Origin of the sequence: Nitrosospira sp. Nsp11, from assembly GCF_900142705.1 — a bacterium.
In the GTDB taxonomy this organism is placed as follows: domain Bacteria; phylum Pseudomonadota; class Gammaproteobacteria; order Burkholderiales; family Nitrosomonadaceae; genus Nitrosospira.
The window spans coordinates 65,698-81,402 of sequence record NZ_FRBV01000002.1; the positions used below are offsets into that span (position 1 = coordinate 65,698).

The following is a 15,705-nucleotide window of genomic DNA, read 5'->3' on the forward strand; positions in this document are numbered from 1 at the left end:
TACGGTATGTCCTAATAATCCATTATAACTTTTTCATCTCTTTTTTGATTCACTTTTTACTTTTAATGACTTTATCATGACAAGTTTACAATTGGCGCTCCACCCTGTACCGGAAAATGCCGCAGCTTCTCCCGTGCTTGGATTCGGCATGGCTTTTGCCGATCTATATCGCCGCGAAGGGCTTGTGCGTCTGGATCAGGCATTCCTGGAATTTCTGCATGAAGGAGAAGCCGGACTGCGCATTCGTCTGGATCATGCCCGTGCTCATCCTGATAGTCTGGACCGGAAAGCGGAAGCGGCTCTGTTGATCGAGGTTGCCCCATGGATGGAAGATTTTATTGCAAGACTGTTCGGTATCGAGAGAGAGGTCAGTGCACTTGCCGCCCGTCACCATCAGCTTGCCCCGCTTTATTCCTGCAAAAGACAATTCGTTCAACGCAAGGCGATGAGCAAGGTAAGCGAGGCGGAGGCAGCGGCGGTAGATGGGATTGCGCTGGAAGAGAAACTGGTTGCTGAATTCGGAGCGCCTTTCTCTGAGTTGACCTTTGCAGGTAAAGTCACCCAATGGTTATTGGATGAAGACGCGAACGAAGAACGGCTCAGGGCTGCTTTGCTCTATGCAGCCTGGGCGTTGAAGACATCCGTGGGGCGAGAGCGTAACCGGGACGGAGTATTATTCAAGGCGCCGGCCAAGCTCGATTTTCTGCATCTTTTGTCGACGGATATCGATAGCACCGCGGGCTATACCGTCCATAAGCTGCATCATATACGGCGCCGGGAAGGTTTTTCGCTCACCGATCCGGGAACCGATCTGGTGGGGGCTCTGGATGAGGCGAATTATTGCATCTGGTGCCACGAACAAGGAAAGGATTCGTGCTCGAAGGGAATGAAGGAAAAGGCGAAAACGCCCGACGAAATTCCCGCTTTCAAGAAAAGCCAGTTGGGTGTCCTGCTGACGGGTTGCCCGCTGGAAGAGCGTATATCCGAGTTTCACAAACTCAAGACTCAAGGCGTGGCGATCGGCGGCCTTGCCATGATTGTGGTGGATAATCCCATGTGCGCCGGCACCGGCCACCGCATTTGCAATGATTGCATGAAGTCCTGCATTTACCAGAAACAGGAACCGGTCGATATTCCCCAGGCTGAAACGCGCACGCTCAAGGATATACTGGAACTGCCCTGGGGCTTCGAAATATATAGCCTTCTCACCCGCTGGAACCCGCTTAATCTGCGCCGACCGGTACCAAAGGCGCCGACAGGCCGGAAGGTGCTTGTCGTAGGCATGGGACCTGCGGGATACACTCTGGCGCACCATTTAATGAATGACGGCCATACCGTGGTAGGCGTCGACGGCCTCAAGATCGAGCCATTGTCACCGGAAATTTCCGGGGTAAACCAGCAGGGAGAGCATGTTCCATTCAGAGCCATCCGAAACGCCGACGAAATTGCCGAAGATCTGGATGAGCGCATGCCGGGGGGATTTGGTGGGGTTGCCGAATACGGCATCACCGTGCGCTGGGATAAAAATTTTCTCAAGCTGATCCGTTTGCTTTTGGAGCGGCGAGAGGAGTTTGCCCTTTTTGGCGGTATCCGTTTTGGCGGTACGCTTACCGCCGATGATGCCTTTGCGATGGGGTTCGATCACGTGGCGCTTGCAGCGGGCGCCGGGCGTCCCACTGTGCTCGACCTGCCCAATGGGCTGGCGCGAGGGGTTCGTGCCGCATCCGATTTCCTGATGGCGTTGCAGTTGAGCGGCGCGGCTCAGGTTAATTCGGTCGCCAATATGCAGTTGCGCTTGCCGGTGGTAGTGATTGGTGGAGGACTGACAGCCATCGATACAGCTACCGAGGCGCTGGCTTATTATCCGGTCCAGGTGGACAAATTTCTGCGTCGTTACGAAATTCTGACCGCCGTGCAGGGGGATGCCGCGATACGTGCCGCATGGGATGAGGAAGAGCGTGTGATTGCCGAGGAATTCCTCAGCCATGCGCGCGCCATTCGCGCGGAGCGCAAGGAAGCGGAAAAGGAAGGACGGGCGCCGCGTATCCTGGAACTGCTCCAATCGTGGGGAGGCGCCACCATTGCCTATCGCAAGCGGCTCATCGACAGCCCCTCGTATACCCTTAATCACGAAGAAGTGGAAAAAGCGCTGGAGGAAGGCATATGGTTTGCCGAGGGCCTCACGCCGGTTCGAGTGGATATCGATAAATGGGAACATGCAGAAGCGGTGCAGTTCGCGATACAGGTCCTCGATGAAACCGGATCATGGCAAAAGACAGGACAAACCATATTGCCGGCGCGGGCCGTTCTGGTTGCGGCCGGCACTCAACCCAACACCGTGCTCGCCAGAGAAGACGATAAGAATTTCAAGCTGAACGGCCGCTATTTCGCGGCTTGCGATGAAAATGGCGATCCGGTCAGTCCGCCGCGGGCCAATCCCAAGCCTGAAACGGCCAGCGTACTGATGAGCCGTAACGAAGATGGACGTTTCATCAGCTTCTTCGGTGATTTGCATCCTTCCTATTCCGGCAACGTCGTAAAAGCGATGTCCAGCGCCAAGCAGGGTTATCCCGTGGTAAGCGCAGTGCTTGAACATCTGGCTCCGGCATCCACGAAACCCGCCTGGCTCTTTTTTGCCGAAATGAATGGACAGTTACGCGCTACGGTGCACAAGGTCGAGCGGCTTACTCCAAATATTATAGAAGTGGTCGTGCATGCGCCGATGGCGGTGGAACGTTTTCATCCTGGCCAGTTCTACCGCTTCCAGAACTTTGCAACACTTGCCATTACCGCGGGCGATACGAAGCTGGCGATGGAGGGCATCGCCCTTACGGGGGCCTCGGTCGACGTATCCCGTGGATTGGTATCGCTGATTGCCCTGGAAATGGGGGGGTCAGCAGACTTGTGCGCCAGGCTCAGTCCCGGCGATCCGGTAGTCCTGATGGGCCCGACCGGTACGCCAACCGAAATTCTGCCTGATGAAACCGTTGTGCTGGTCGGCGGCGGATTGGGCAATGCGGTGTTGTTTTCAATCGGTGCGGCAGCAAGAGCCGCGGGATCGAAAATTTTGTATTTTGCCGGTTACAAGAAACTGATCGACCGCTATAAGGTAGCGGAAATCGAAGCGGCAGCCGACATAGTGGTGTGGTGCTGTGACGAGTCGCCGGGTTTCAAACCCTCACGGCCGGGCGATCTCAGCTATGTCGGAAATATCGTGGAAGCGATGGCAGCTTATGGAAGCGGCGCGTTGGGTCCTCAGAAAGTTCGATTGTCTGACGCCGACCGTATCATTGCCATCGGTTCTGACCGGATGATGGCGGCGGTCGGCGCTGCACGTCATAACAAGCTTCGGCCTTACCTGAAAACAGATCATTTCGCCATCGGCTCGATCAATTCGCCCATGCAGTGCATGATGAAAGAGATTTGCGCGCAGTGCCTGCAACCTCATAAGGATCCGGTTACGGGTGAGATTACTTATGTTTTTTCATGTTTCAATCAGGATCAGCCACTTGATCAGGTCGACTTCGGCGGGCTGGCGTCGCGTTTACGCCAGAATAGTGTCCAGGAAAAGCTCACCACCCGGTGGATTACACATTGTTTGAAACAAGTGAATCCGGTTAGCGCCTGAAGTTTCCGTGGAGCCGGTCATCAGAAAGGATCGTTGTCTTTCCTGCAAAGCGGGGATTCCGGCGGTCTTTTCCAAAACCGCTCAATGTCTGCCTCTACAGGAAGTTCTACCGGATGAGCTGTTTTTCCTTAATCCGGACAATGCATCCAGCCCAGGTTCATTTATAATCCGAGCTTCGTGACGAACAGGGGGCCGAACGGGAGCATTACGGTCCGGCTTCAGTTTGCTGAAGAATAGCGCACGTTAAAAAAATAAGGGAGATTAGCAATGCAGATAGGCATACCCGCGGAAATTCGCGGGGGAGAGACCCGCGTCGCGGCCACACCGGAAACGGTGAAGAAATTTACCGCCAAAGGTCTGAATACTGTTCTGGTACAGTCTGGCGCGGGAGCCGGCGCGAGCATTCCCGATGCGGCGTATCAGGCGGAAGGTGCAAGCATCGTGGCCAGCGCAGCGGAGCTGTATGGACAATCTCAAATAGTGCTTAAAGTGAGGAGTCCGGAACCCGCAGAACTGGCGCTGATGCGCAAGGATGCCGTGCTGCTGGGTTTGCTTTCTCCGCATCACGCCGAAGGCATTGAAGCGCTCGCTCGCCACGGCCTCACTGCCTTTGCGATGGAAAAACTGCCCCGCATTTCCCGTGCCCAGAGCATGGACGTGCTGTCCTCCCAGGCGAATATCGCCGGCTACAAAGCCGTGCTGATGGCAGCCAACGTCTATCAGAAATTCTTCCCCATGCTGATGACTGCGGCAGGTACCGTAAAGGCGGCGCGAGTGCTGGTTCTCGGCGCGGGCGTTGCGGGCCTGCAGGCAATTGCCACGGCCAAACGGCTGGGCGCGGTGATCGAAGCGTTCGATGTGCGTCCGGTGGCAAAAGAACAGGTGGAAAGCCTGGGTGCCAAATTTGTCGAGGTTCCGCTAAGCGAGGAAGAAAAAGCGCAGGCGGAAACCGCTGGCGGTTATGCCCGGGAAATGTCCGATGATTACAAGCGGCGCCAAGGCGAGCTGGTGCACCAACGCGCCGTGGCAGCCGACATCATCATTACCACGGCATTGATTCCGGGCAGGCCGGCACCGGTATTGATCAAGGAAGAAACGGTTCGAGCCATGAAACCGGGATCGGTAATCGTTGATATGGCGGTAGAGGCCGGGGGAAATTGCCCCTTGTCGGAACTGGACAAGATCGTAGTGAAGCATGGCGTCCATCTCGTCGGTATCGCCAACCTGCCGGGATTGGTAGCGGCAGATTCCAGCGCACTGTACGCGCGTAACCTGATGAATTTTCTCAATCTGATGCTTGACCCGAAGACCGGAGAATACAACCTGAACCGTGAAGACGAGGTGATCGCCGGAACACTGGTTTGCATCGGGGGGGAAGTCGTCCGGAAAGCTTGAAGCGTTAATGGCGAACACCGAAAACCGAATATACGCTTTTCACCGCTTCCGTTCTTTGAAGATAAATCATTATTCACAGTAACAGTCAACGTATTAGAAGGAGCAGCCATGATTGGCGAAGTTGATCCAACCATTATTAATCTCACTGTATTCGTATTGGCGGTGTTCGTAGGCTATCACGTTGTATGGAATGTGACGCCGGCCCTGCATACGCCGCTGATGTCAGTCACTAACGCGATTTCCGGCATTATTCTGGTGGGCGCCATGCTTGCCGCCGGACCGGCTGAAACCGACTGGGGCGTATGGTTGGGAGCCGTGGCCGTCACGCTGGCCGCAATCAATGTCTTCGGCGGCTTCCTGGTTACGCAGCGAATGCTTGAAATGTTCAGAAAAAAAGATAAAAAAGGAAGCTAGTAAATGTCGGTAAATTCGGTTGCACTCGCGTATCTTATCGCCTCGGTTTTCTTTATTCTGGCGCTAAAAGGTTTAAGTTCGCCCCTGACCGCTCGTCGCGGTAACTTGTTTGGCATGGTCGGGATGGCGATTGCTGTCGTCACCACGCTTACGATCACCAGCAACTGGGCGCTGATACTCGCTTGTATTGCGGTGGGAGGCGCCATTGGCGCGATCGTTGCCCGTCGCGTGCAGATGACGGCGATGCCGGAACTGGTTGCATTCATGCACTCGCTCGTGGGGTTGGCAGCGGTATTTATCGCTATCGCCGCTGTCAATAATCCTGCTTCGTTTGGTTTGCCTGAAACGCTGCCGATGGGCAGCAGGCTGGAGCTGTTCCTCGGTACATTCATTGGCGCCATGACCTGGTCGGGCTCGGTGATCGCGTTCCTGAAGTTGTCCGGCCGCATGAGCGGCGCGCCTATCACCTTTGGCGGGCAGCACATGATCAACCTGATCCTGGCAATCGTGATGGTTGGATTCGGCCTGTGGTTCTTCTTTAGCGAGACTACCAACTGGACCGCTTTTGCGACAATGACGGCTATTGCCTTCGTACTCGGCTTTCTCATCATTATCCCCATCGGCGGCGCCGATATGCCGGTTGTGATTTCCATGCTCAACTCATATTCCGGCTGGGCGGCGGCGGGAATAGGATTCTCGCTTGGCAACCCCATGCTGATCATTGCAGGTTCGCTGGTGGGCAGCTCAGGCGCCATTCTGTCCTATATCATGTGCAAGGCCATGAACCGGCCCTTCATTTCGGTCATACTCGGTGGTTTCGGCAGCGAAACAGGCGCCGCGGCGGCGGGCGATGGCACCCAGAAAACCCATCGCAGCGGCAGCGCGGAAGATGCGGCATTCTTGATGGGCAACGCCGACAGCGTAATCATTGTGCCCGGCTATGGGTTGGCGGTGGCACGGGCGCAGCATTCCGTTAAGGAACTGGCGGAAAAGCTGCACGCAAAAGGCGTCAACGTGCGTTTCGCAATTCATCCGGTCGCGGGGCGCATGCCCGGACACATGAACGTGTTGCTGGCGGAAGCAGAAATACCTTATGAGCAAGTGCTCGAGATGGATGAGATCAACAGCGATTTTTCCAACACGGACGTGGTGCTGGTGCTGGGCGCGAACGACGTAGTGAATCCAGCCGCCAACGTTCCCGGCAGCCCGATATATGGCATGCCCATTCTGGATGCCCACAAGGCACGTACGGTGATGGTGGTGAAACGCAGCATGGCAGCGGGCTATGCCGGCCTCGACAATGACCTGTTCTACATGGACAAGACCATGATGGTCTTTGGCGATGCAAAGAAGGTGGTCGAGGAGATGGTCAAGGCTTTGTAAGTTTTGAGGTACTTAAATCAGAACACACTCCGCCTGTTATGATGATGGTGATTCATTCACCGGAGTACCTCAGAAGCTGCTCGCTGCTATTTATTCAAAATAGTAAATAGATAGTCGCTTCCTTGTTGAAGCGAATTCCAACGAAGCGTCGGCAGCATTAGACAGGATGCGGAGACGAAAGGGCTAAGTTCATTATTATGATAGAGCATCAAAATAATGGACTGCGTACATGAGCGCGATCAAGGGCTTTTCCGAGGAAACGTTCGCGACAGGCAATCACTCGCTAATGCTCTACGGAAAAGGGAATGGGCCGGGCGTTATTCTCCTGCATGAATTGCCCGGTCTTACCCAGGACACAGTCGAGTTTGCGGAGTGGATTGCGGGCCACGGTTTTCACGTTGTCATGCCGCTCCTGTTCGGCCGTCCGCTTCAGCATCCGATGCTCGGCCTTTTGAAGTCCCCATTCATATGCATTCGAAAGGAATTCAACAATCTCAGCGCGGGGAGATCAAGCCCCATCACGATGGTACTGCGCGCATTGTGCCGGAAAATACATTCTGAGCGTGGCGGACCGGGTGTAGGCGCCGTGGGCATGTGTTATACCGGCGGCTTTATTTTCGCGATGATGGTGGAGGCATCCCTCCTTGCACCGGTAGCGGCGCAGCCAAGTCTTCCATTTTTTCAATCCGGAGCGCTGGACGTCGAGCCGGAAAAACTTGCGTTCGCATCCAATCGTGCCGATACAATGTCATTGCTCGGGCTGCGTTTCGAGGACGACTTTCGCTGCCCTGCGGCTCGATTCGCGCGGCTGGAAGCATCGCTGCAAGTTCCGGCAGGATCCGCCCGGTCGCGCTTCCGTTCTGTGGTCGTGCCCGGGGAAGGGCATTCGACACTTACATTCGATTACCAGAAAGCGCTTGACCGGGGAGTCGATACACGTGAACTGGTGCTCAAGCATTTGCAAGCGCAACTGCTCGATCCCGGATAGTCCGTTCCTTGACTCATCCAATAATGGTTTTGTGGATACCTGCCAGGATAAATTTTTTCTGTGGTTCGGGGATCGGGTTGTATACTTAAAAAAAGTCGAGTTGCAGGCGTCACAGCCAAAAGGAGCGTAAGCGTTTCACCTTCAAGTTGAAGCCGATCGCTATCCATATTCTCTCAATTTCACATTAATCTTCTTTAAAGAAAGGTTCTGTTCTGCTCATCGACAGTCAAAAATAAACCCATGCGGATCGGACTACCCAAAGAAATCAAAGACCACGAAAATCGGGTGGGCTTGACACCAAGCACGGTCAAAGCCTTGACGCGGCGTGGCCATCACGTGCTCGTACAGAGCGGGGCAGGGGATGGAAGCTTTATTTCCGATGCAGAATACCAATTAGCGGGCGCAACGATTGTTCCTCATGCTGACGATGCCTGGGCGGCGCAAATGGTAGTTAAAGTCAAAGAGCCGGCCGCGATTGAATATCGTTACCTGCGTCGGGACATGATTCTTTTCACTTATCTGCATTTGGCGTCGGACAGGCCCCTCACTGACGCTCTGCTGGAGAGCGGCGCCACAGCCATCGCATACGAAACGGTCCAGACCGAAGATGGAAAATTACCGCTATTGACGCCGATGAGCGAGGTAGCAGGGCGTATGGCGACCCAGATCGGTGCAACCTATTTGCAAAAAACGCGCGGCGGCCGTGGCGTATTGATGGGCGGGGTTCCGGGTGTCGCTCCAGCTAATGTCGCAATCCTGGGGGCGGGTATCGTAGGCACGAACGCTGCCCGTGTAGCTGTGGGATGCGGGGCACAGGTAACTGTACTGGATATCGATCATGATCGTCTTAAATATCTGGATGACATTTATCGCGGCCAGCTGCAGACGCGTATCAGCGACGAATATAATATCGAAGAGGTGGTCTATAGCGCCGATCTGGTCATTGGCGCTGTCTTGATACCCGGTGGACGCGCGCCATGGCTGATCACAGCCGGGATGTTGCCAAATATGAGGAAAGGTTCCGTAATCGTCGATGTGGCGGTTGATCAGGGGGGCTGCGTGGAAACAACGCGGCCTACCACTCACAGCGACCCCACTTATGAGCTCGATGGAGTCGTACATTATTGTGTTTCCAATATGCCCAGCGCGGTTCCGCGAACCAGTACATTCGCGCTCAATATACAGACCGCTGTTTATACGCTCCGTCTGGCCGAGGAAGGACTGGATGCTGTACGCAAGAATCGGGCGCTACAATATGGCCTTAACACGCACCATGGATCAGTAACTTATCTCGCTGTCGCGAGGGAGTTTGGCATGCAATATATTGAACCGTTGAAGGCGCTGGTGCATAACGGTTAACGCGTTGCTCCCCTTAAACAATTCGACTAATCAGGTAAAGACATAGGAGTAAGAAAGATGAAATTCAAACACACCGTGCTTTTTGGCGCACTGGTTGCCCCATTATTCGCTATCAGTCAGCCGGCGCTGGCCAATATCTATATCACTTTTGATTACCGGTATGATAGCTCGAACTTTTTTACGGGTGAAAATAGTTCACGCCAGAATCTGCTGAATGCAGCCGCTTCTGTATTCGAGACACGTTTTCAGGATAACCTGACCGCAATCTCCTCTTCCGGATCGAATAGATTCGATGCGCGCTTCTTTCAGCCGGATACCGGTATCAACACCCGTCTTTCCAATTATAGTGTCGCGCCTGATCAGATCGTGGTTTTTGTTGGAAGCTATAATATGGGTGGAATGCTAGCATCAGGTGGCCCCGGTGGAGTCGCGGGCGGCGGAGCGTCGGGCTTCCTCGACAATGCGTTAAGCAGAGGCCAGGCTGGAGCGCTTTTGCCCATGCAGACAGATTTTGGCCCGTGGGGCGGCGCTATTTCGTTCAATAACAATTCCAATTGGTACTTTGACACCGATATCACGACAGATGAGCCTTTTCCCAACAAGTATGATTTTTATTCAGTAGCAGTACATGAGCTTGCTCATGTACTCGGTTTCGGCGGCGCTCCATCGTTCAAGAACCTGAGCGCCGGCGGCGTGTTTACCGGCGCCGCTGTTCATGACCTGTATGGTTCGAATCCCCCCTTGACCACCGACGGCCACTGGGCAGCGAAGCTCAGTTATCAGGGACAGGAAGCTGCGATGGATCCGAGCATTGCAACCAACCAGCGCAGCCATTTCACGGAACTTGACTACGCCGCCATGAAAGACATAGGTTGGCAGGTTTCGCCGATACCAGAGCCGGAAACATGGACCTTGATGGCTGCCGGCTTGGGGCTGCTCGGCGCGCGCTTGCGCCGTTCTGAACGTAAAAGAAGTGAACGTAAAAGCTAGCAGCCTGTCGGACTTGAAGAATCGCAGTGAAAAAATGACCGGGTGAGGGCACATTTTGCGGATTTTGAAGGCCAATAGTTATTTTATTGGCCTAAAAAGTCGCGAAATATGAACCGGCCAGACGCTTTTGCAGGTGATTTCCTTCTAAGTCCGACAGGGTGCTCGGTGGCCGGTTCATATCAGCGTTATTTAATTAGCCTGCTGGTTATCACAATTTCTTAAAATCATCTTTGCTATCAGCATGCATCAATCCGAGCCGTAGTTTCGTTCTCGGGGGGTGCTGCACGCGGTACGGTACGATACGCCCGTCGCGGTTAGTAAATCCGTTGTCTACGCGCAAATACGCGGCAACACAAATGCCCCACAGTGTTACTCTAATCACCACCATTGCCGTCAGTTTCGGTCTTGCGCTGCTGATGGGGCTCATCGCCAACCGATTGAAGTTGCCGGTGTTGGTTGGTTATCTTGCTGCAGGTGTCATTCTGGGTTCCAATACGCCGGGCTTCGTGGCCGACATGGAGCTATCCGCCCAGTTGGCGGAAATCGGCGTAATACTGCTGATGTTCGGCGTCGGGTTACATTTTTCGTTGAACGATCTACTGGCTGTGCGGCGGATCGCCTTACCCGGCGCGATCGTCCAGATTGTGGTGGCGACTGCTTTCGGTGCCATGGTTGCTACCTCCTGGGGTTGGAACCTGGGCGTTGGTATTGTATTTGGTGTGGCGTTGTCCACGGCGAGCACCGTCGTGTTGCTGCGAGCGCTGGAGCAACGCGGCCTGCTCAAGTCCGTTAACGGCTCTATTGCGGTGGGCTGGCTTGTAGTCGAGGACCTGGCGATGGTCCTGGTTCTTGTTCTGTTGCCGCCGCTTGCCGGATGGCTGGGCGACAATGCGGGCGGCCCTGAGGGAGTATCAAGCATCGATTTGCTGACGACTTTGCTGCTCACCTTCGGCAAAGTAGCGGTCTTTATTGCACTGATGCTTGTTGTCGGGAAACGCGTGTTCCCCTGGTTGCTTTGGCACGTCGCCAGCACAAACTCGAACGAGCTCTTTATCTTGAGCGTGATAGCGGTCGCGATAGGCATCGCCTACGGTTCCGCAATGCTCTTCGGTGTTTCCTTCGCTCTGGGTGCTTTTTTTGCCGGCATGGTGATGAGGGAATCCGCTCTAAGCCATCGAGCCGCGCAGGAGTCCCTGCCTCTCCGCGACGCTTTTTCGGTTTTATTTTTTGTTTCCGTGGGAATGTTGTTTGATCCAGGCGTACTGGTAGAACAACCGCTCCATGTTCTCGCCACGCTCGGAATCATCATCATCGGGAAGTCGCTGGCTGCCTTTTTATTGGTACTTGCTTTCCGTTATCCTCTGAATACGGCATTAACCGTGTCCGCCAGCCTTGCGCAAATTGGTGAATTCTCGTTTATCCTTGCCGCGCTAGGCGTGTCACTCGGGCTGCTTCCGGTTGAAGCTCAGAGCCTTATACTGGCGGGCGCGTTTATCTCGATCACACTTAATCCCTTCGTATTTCGGGTAATCGAACCGGCACAGGCTTGGATACGCTCCCGTTCCAACCTTGCGCGTATCCTGGAGCGTTCCGACGACCCACTGGCTGAGCTGCCGATGACCGTTGCGTCAAGCCATGTCACGAGCCATGTCGTGCTCGTGGGCTATGGCCGTGTCGGCCGGCTCATCAGTGACACATTGGTCGAGCGGGGATTATCGTTTGTTGTGGCGGAACAAAACCGTGAGCTGGTTGAAGGACTGCGCAAGCGTGGAATTCATGCCGTAGCCGGGGATGCAGCCGAACCCGCTGTACTGATACAGGCACATATCGCGCGAGCCGCAATGCTCGTGATCGCGGTTCCCGATACGCTACGTGCCCGGCGAATGATCGAAACAGCACGTATACTTAACCCCCCGGTTGAGATCATTGTTCGTACGCATAATGAAGAAGAGGCGGCGCTACTCAGGAGGGAAAGCGGCGGAGCGGTATTTCTGGGCGAACACGAGCTCGCTCGGAGCATGGCACGACACATACTGGAAAAAGTTGCGGGTGATAAGTGAAGAAATCAACATCATATGCAAGACCATCGGTAGTATGGGAGTTTAACGGGCAAGTCGGTCGGCATTGCTTGAATGCCGGTACACGAACTGATCCAGGTATGAGATTGCAAGGAGGATTGAAATGAGTGAAAGGATTGTCGTTTATCAGAAACCCGGATGCAGCAAATGCAGAGCTACGCTCGAGCTTGTTGCGAGCAGCGGCCAAGAGTTTGACGCTGTCAATTATTATGAAACACCTTTGACCGCCGAGCGCTTACGCGAACTGATCGATAAGCTTGGCTTGCCGGTACGCGATGTGCTGCGTGGCGACGAACCTCTGGCGCGTAGCCTCAAGCTTGCTGAGCGAGCGTTGCCGGATGAAGAACTGATAAGGATCATGGTGGAAAATCCGGATTTGATTCAGCGCCCAATTGTTGTGCGCGGCGATGAGGCAATGCTGTGCCGTCCGCCGGAAAACGTGATGAAATTGCTGTAATGATTTTCCCGAAAATGCGATGAACAGGAATAGGATTCGATATGGTTCCGGTTGCTGGGCCTCTGAAGCACTCGTTCAGCCAAGGGCACTATTTTAAATAATTGTATAAGTGTTTAAACTGGTGCTGATAGAACGTCAAATACAATGACAACGTAATGACATTCGAATGTACGTACAGGAAATTGACAATGAATATGATGTCTGTTGGAATTTTGCGACTAATACTTCGATTTGCCTTTGCTATCCTTCTGGGAGGGTCTGCTACGGTTGTACAGGCAGAGTGTGCTGGATGCCTCTGCCCCGGGAACCCCTGCAAGCTGTGTCCGCTGCCGCCCCAAAAAAATGCGCCACCAGTCGCGGATGAACCGGACATTTGTCTTAAAATCAGAGAGAGAGTAACGGCGATTTCAAAAGATACAGAGCCGAACGAACATTATGAGAGTGTGAACAAATCGATCATGGAGTGTGTAAGAAACGGCGGCGACGTGATTATGAATTCGCGCCGAAACAAGGAATTTCCTTCCAAACATTATTGCAAGCCCTACATTGCGGAAGGCAAGGCAAATACTGATGGTGCTCACCTTCCCCGGAAGAAATAAGGATCAATGGAGACACTCGACAGCAAAGCGGGGCAAATACCTGGGCAGGTACGCAGGTTGGAAAACCACGTCGGGCGTAGCCCGACCTACCGCCTGTTTTGTAACAGTAGGTCCATCGGAATGGGGGTTATTCCTCTCGACCCTGCGTAAGGAGATTGGCATCAAACATACGCGGCTGTTATAAAACATACGGAGATGGATAAAGTAGGTCGGGCTACGCCCGACAATACGTCAGCGCGTAGGTCTCCACTGCAGTGTCTTCAGCAGACCGGCAGACTTATTATCCTCCTGCTGTAGAGTCTTCTAAACGAAACTGTTGACGTGAGCATGAGGCGAGCGCAAATAAAATTGTTCCGAACCTGGGCTGTCGAAGGGAAAAAATGAGTGCTCGCGCAGAAATTGCCAAGCAGGACAGCGGCATTAGCGTCGGATCTTTGTCCCGGTTACGGCGCGATCCGAAGTCGTTTCTCAAATTGATCCTGCTCGGTTTTGCGCTTGTTGGCTTGCCGCTGATCATCGCGCTGATCAACAGTGCTTTTTCCATTGACCGGTTGGCGGATCAGAGCCGCAAGGCTGTGTATCAGGCCGCGCAAATTGCGCACAGTAGCCGTGCGCTGGCTGATGAGATTGCCGCTATGGAGCGGGCTGTGCGCCAGGCCCATATCCTGAGCGATACCTCTTTGCTCGAAGGTTATTTTCGCGCGCACAACAAATTCGAGAGCATGTCGGCGAGCCTTTCCGAGTTGTCATTGCATGACGAACAGAAACAACTGCTGAGCCACCTGCAAACGTCGGAAGCTTCGATTTTCAAGAAAGTATCGGCTGTAAAACAATCCCCGGAAAAGCTTCGCGATCTAATCGGTAATTTCGTGCTCCTCCGGGATTCGGCCCGGACCTTTTCGTGGGTTGGCTATACCTTGATCGAGCGTGAAGTGGATGAAATGCAGGACATGGCGGGGTACGCACGCTTTACTGTCGGGTGGCAGCTACTCGCGCTGATTCCATTTGCCATTTTGCTGGCATTCTTTTTTTCGGTGCGGATCGCACGTCCCATCCGCCAGATCGATGAAGCCATCCGAAATATGGGGCAAGGTGAACTATTCAAGGCAATCAGTGTGGAGGGACCTCAGGATCTGGTGTATTTCGGTGAGCGCCTGGACTGGATGCGTCGCCGCCTGCTGAAGCTGGAAGAGCAGAAAACCCGATTTCTGCAGCATGTTTCTCATGAGCTGAAGACGCCGCTTACCGCCATGCGTGAAGGGGCGGATTTGCTAGCGGAAGGCGTGGCGGGGAAACTAACCGAAGAACAGCAGCGTATTGCGAGGATCCTTCATAGCAACAGCATCCAGCTCCAGCGGCGCATCGAGGATTTACTGAGCTATAGCGCTCTTCAGGCCGAAAAAGCCGCGCTGGTGAAGCAAGAGGCTAATCTGACAAAAATTCTGGATGCGGTGTTGCAGGACCAGAATCTTATTATCATGAGTAAAGGCTTGAGAATTGACTTATCTTGCCCGGAATTGGTTATTGACTGCGATGAACAGAAAATTAAGGTAATCATCGATAATCTATTGTCGAATGCGGTGAAATTTTCACCGCCGGGCGGCTGTATCCGCATTTGGACGAGTAAGACAGCCGGGATGGTTCAACTGGACATTGTTGACGCGGGGCTGGGCGTTGACGAAGCGGACCGTGAGAAAGTATTCGAGCCGTTTTACCAGGGGCGGCGGATACTCGACAGTCATGTCAGGGGAACAGGGCTGGGACTATCCATTGCGCGAGAGTATGCGCTAGCGCACGGAGGCAATATTGAGCTTATCCCGAAAATTGGTGCCGGGGCTCATTTCCGCCTCACCATACCTGTTTGTGACCTCGAAGGGCCTCTATGAATCGCATGCGTCAAAAATTGCGGATCCTGCCGGCAATAATGTTGACGTTTGTAGCTGCGTGCGCAGGCTTGCCTGAAGATCAGCCATATGTCATGCCAGCTGATCCCGTCGTCACTGGCCAGATGGATGATATGATGGAGTTTTATGAATCCATTCGCAAGCAACCATCAGCAGAGCTTGCCCGCGTATATGACAAGGTAAAACAGAATTTCGTACAGAACAAGAGCGACTCAAACCGAGCCAGGCTCGTATTGCTTCTCATACTGCCCAATACTTCCTTTCGCGACATCACTTCAGCGGTCTACCTGCTCAACGAGTGGCCGCGGGATTCGAACCCAGCAACCAATCTGCAAAGTTTCAGAAATTTGCTCGCGAGCCTGCTTGCAGAGCAGCAGCGGCTAACTCACAGTGTGGAAGAATTGTCGCAGAAATTCAAAGACGAGCAAAAACGCGTCGAGACCTTGCAAAACCAGATCGATGCCATAAAAAGCATGGAAAAGAATCTCATTCTCAGAGAGTTATAAATAA

General features: G+C 53.8%; 12 protein-coding genes. All 12 read left to right on the top strand.

All coding sequences use genetic code 11. The features are described 5' to 3' along the window. Positions 1–76 precede the first annotated feature (76 nt). The 12 genes from BUA28_RS03375 (at position 77) to BUA28_RS03430 (ending at position 15,701) form a co-directional block, all read left to right on the top strand. Complete coding sequence (locus BUA28_RS03375; protein ID WP_072766742.1) at positions 77–3,628, top strand: FAD-dependent oxidoreductase; 3,552 nt, start codon at positions 77–79, stop codon at positions 3,626–3,628. A 267-nt stretch (positions 3,629–3,895) separates the two neighbouring features. Further along, positions 3,896–5,023: a Re/Si-specific NAD(P)(+) transhydrogenase subunit alpha gene (locus BUA28_RS03380; RefSeq protein WP_072766743.1), complete on the top strand. Its 1,128-nt coding sequence runs from the start codon at positions 3,896–3,898 to the stop codon at positions 5,021–5,023. Between the two features lie 108 nt (positions 5,024–5,131). Continuing rightward, positions 5,132–5,437, top strand: a complete 306-nt coding sequence (locus BUA28_RS03385; protein ID WP_025041967.1) for an NAD(P) transhydrogenase subunit alpha part 2 — start codon at positions 5,132–5,134, stop codon at positions 5,435–5,437. Positions 5,438–5,440: 3 nt separating this feature from the next. Next, positions 5,441–6,820: an NAD(P)(+) transhydrogenase (Re/Si-specific) subunit beta gene (locus tag BUA28_RS03390; protein WP_072766744.1), complete on the top strand. Its 1,380-nt coding sequence runs from the start codon at positions 5,441–5,443 to the stop codon at positions 6,818–6,820. A gap of 229 nt (positions 6,821–7,049) precedes the next feature. Beyond that, entirely contained in the window at positions 7,050–7,808 is a 759-nt protein-coding gene (locus tag BUA28_RS03395) for a dienelactone hydrolase family protein (protein WP_072766745.1), read from the top strand. Positions 7,809–8,048: 240 nt separating this feature from the next. Beyond that, complete coding sequence (gene ald / locus BUA28_RS03400) at positions 8,049–9,167, top strand: alanine dehydrogenase (protein ID WP_072766746.1); 1,119 nt, start codon at positions 8,049–8,051, stop codon at positions 9,165–9,167. A 57-nt stretch (positions 9,168–9,224) separates the two neighbouring features. Next, complete coding sequence (locus tag BUA28_RS03405) at positions 9,225–10,157, top strand: PEP-CTERM sorting domain-containing protein (RefSeq protein WP_072766747.1); 933 nt, start codon at positions 9,225–9,227, stop codon at positions 10,155–10,157. Between the two features lie 356 nt (positions 10,158–10,513). Continuing rightward, on the top strand, positions 10,514–12,217 hold the full coding sequence (gene ybaL, locus BUA28_RS03410; RefSeq protein ID WP_072766748.1) for a cation:proton antiporter domain-containing protein: 1,704 nt from the start codon (positions 10,514–10,516) through the stop codon (positions 12,215–12,217). A 121-nt stretch (positions 12,218–12,338) separates the two neighbouring features. After that, positions 12,339–12,692, top strand: a complete 354-nt coding sequence (locus tag BUA28_RS03415; protein WP_072766749.1) for an arsenate reductase family protein — start codon at positions 12,339–12,341, stop codon at positions 12,690–12,692. Positions 12,693–12,880: 188 nt separating this feature from the next. Then, complete coding sequence (locus BUA28_RS03420; protein ID WP_072766750.1) at positions 12,881–13,291, top strand: hypothetical protein; 411 nt, start codon at positions 12,881–12,883, stop codon at positions 13,289–13,291. 380 nt (positions 13,292–13,671) lie between these two features. Beyond that, positions 13,672–15,177: a sensor histidine kinase gene (locus tag BUA28_RS03425; RefSeq protein WP_083569854.1), complete on the top strand. Its 1,506-nt coding sequence runs from the start codon at positions 13,672–13,674 to the stop codon at positions 15,175–15,177. A 5-nt stretch (positions 15,178–15,182) separates the two neighbouring features. Continuing rightward, a complete protein-coding gene (locus tag BUA28_RS03430; RefSeq protein ID WP_256325395.1) occupies positions 15,183–15,701 on the top strand; it encodes a dihydrolipoamide acyltransferase in 519 nt (172 codons plus the stop codon). Positions 15,702–15,705: the final 4 nt, after the last annotated feature.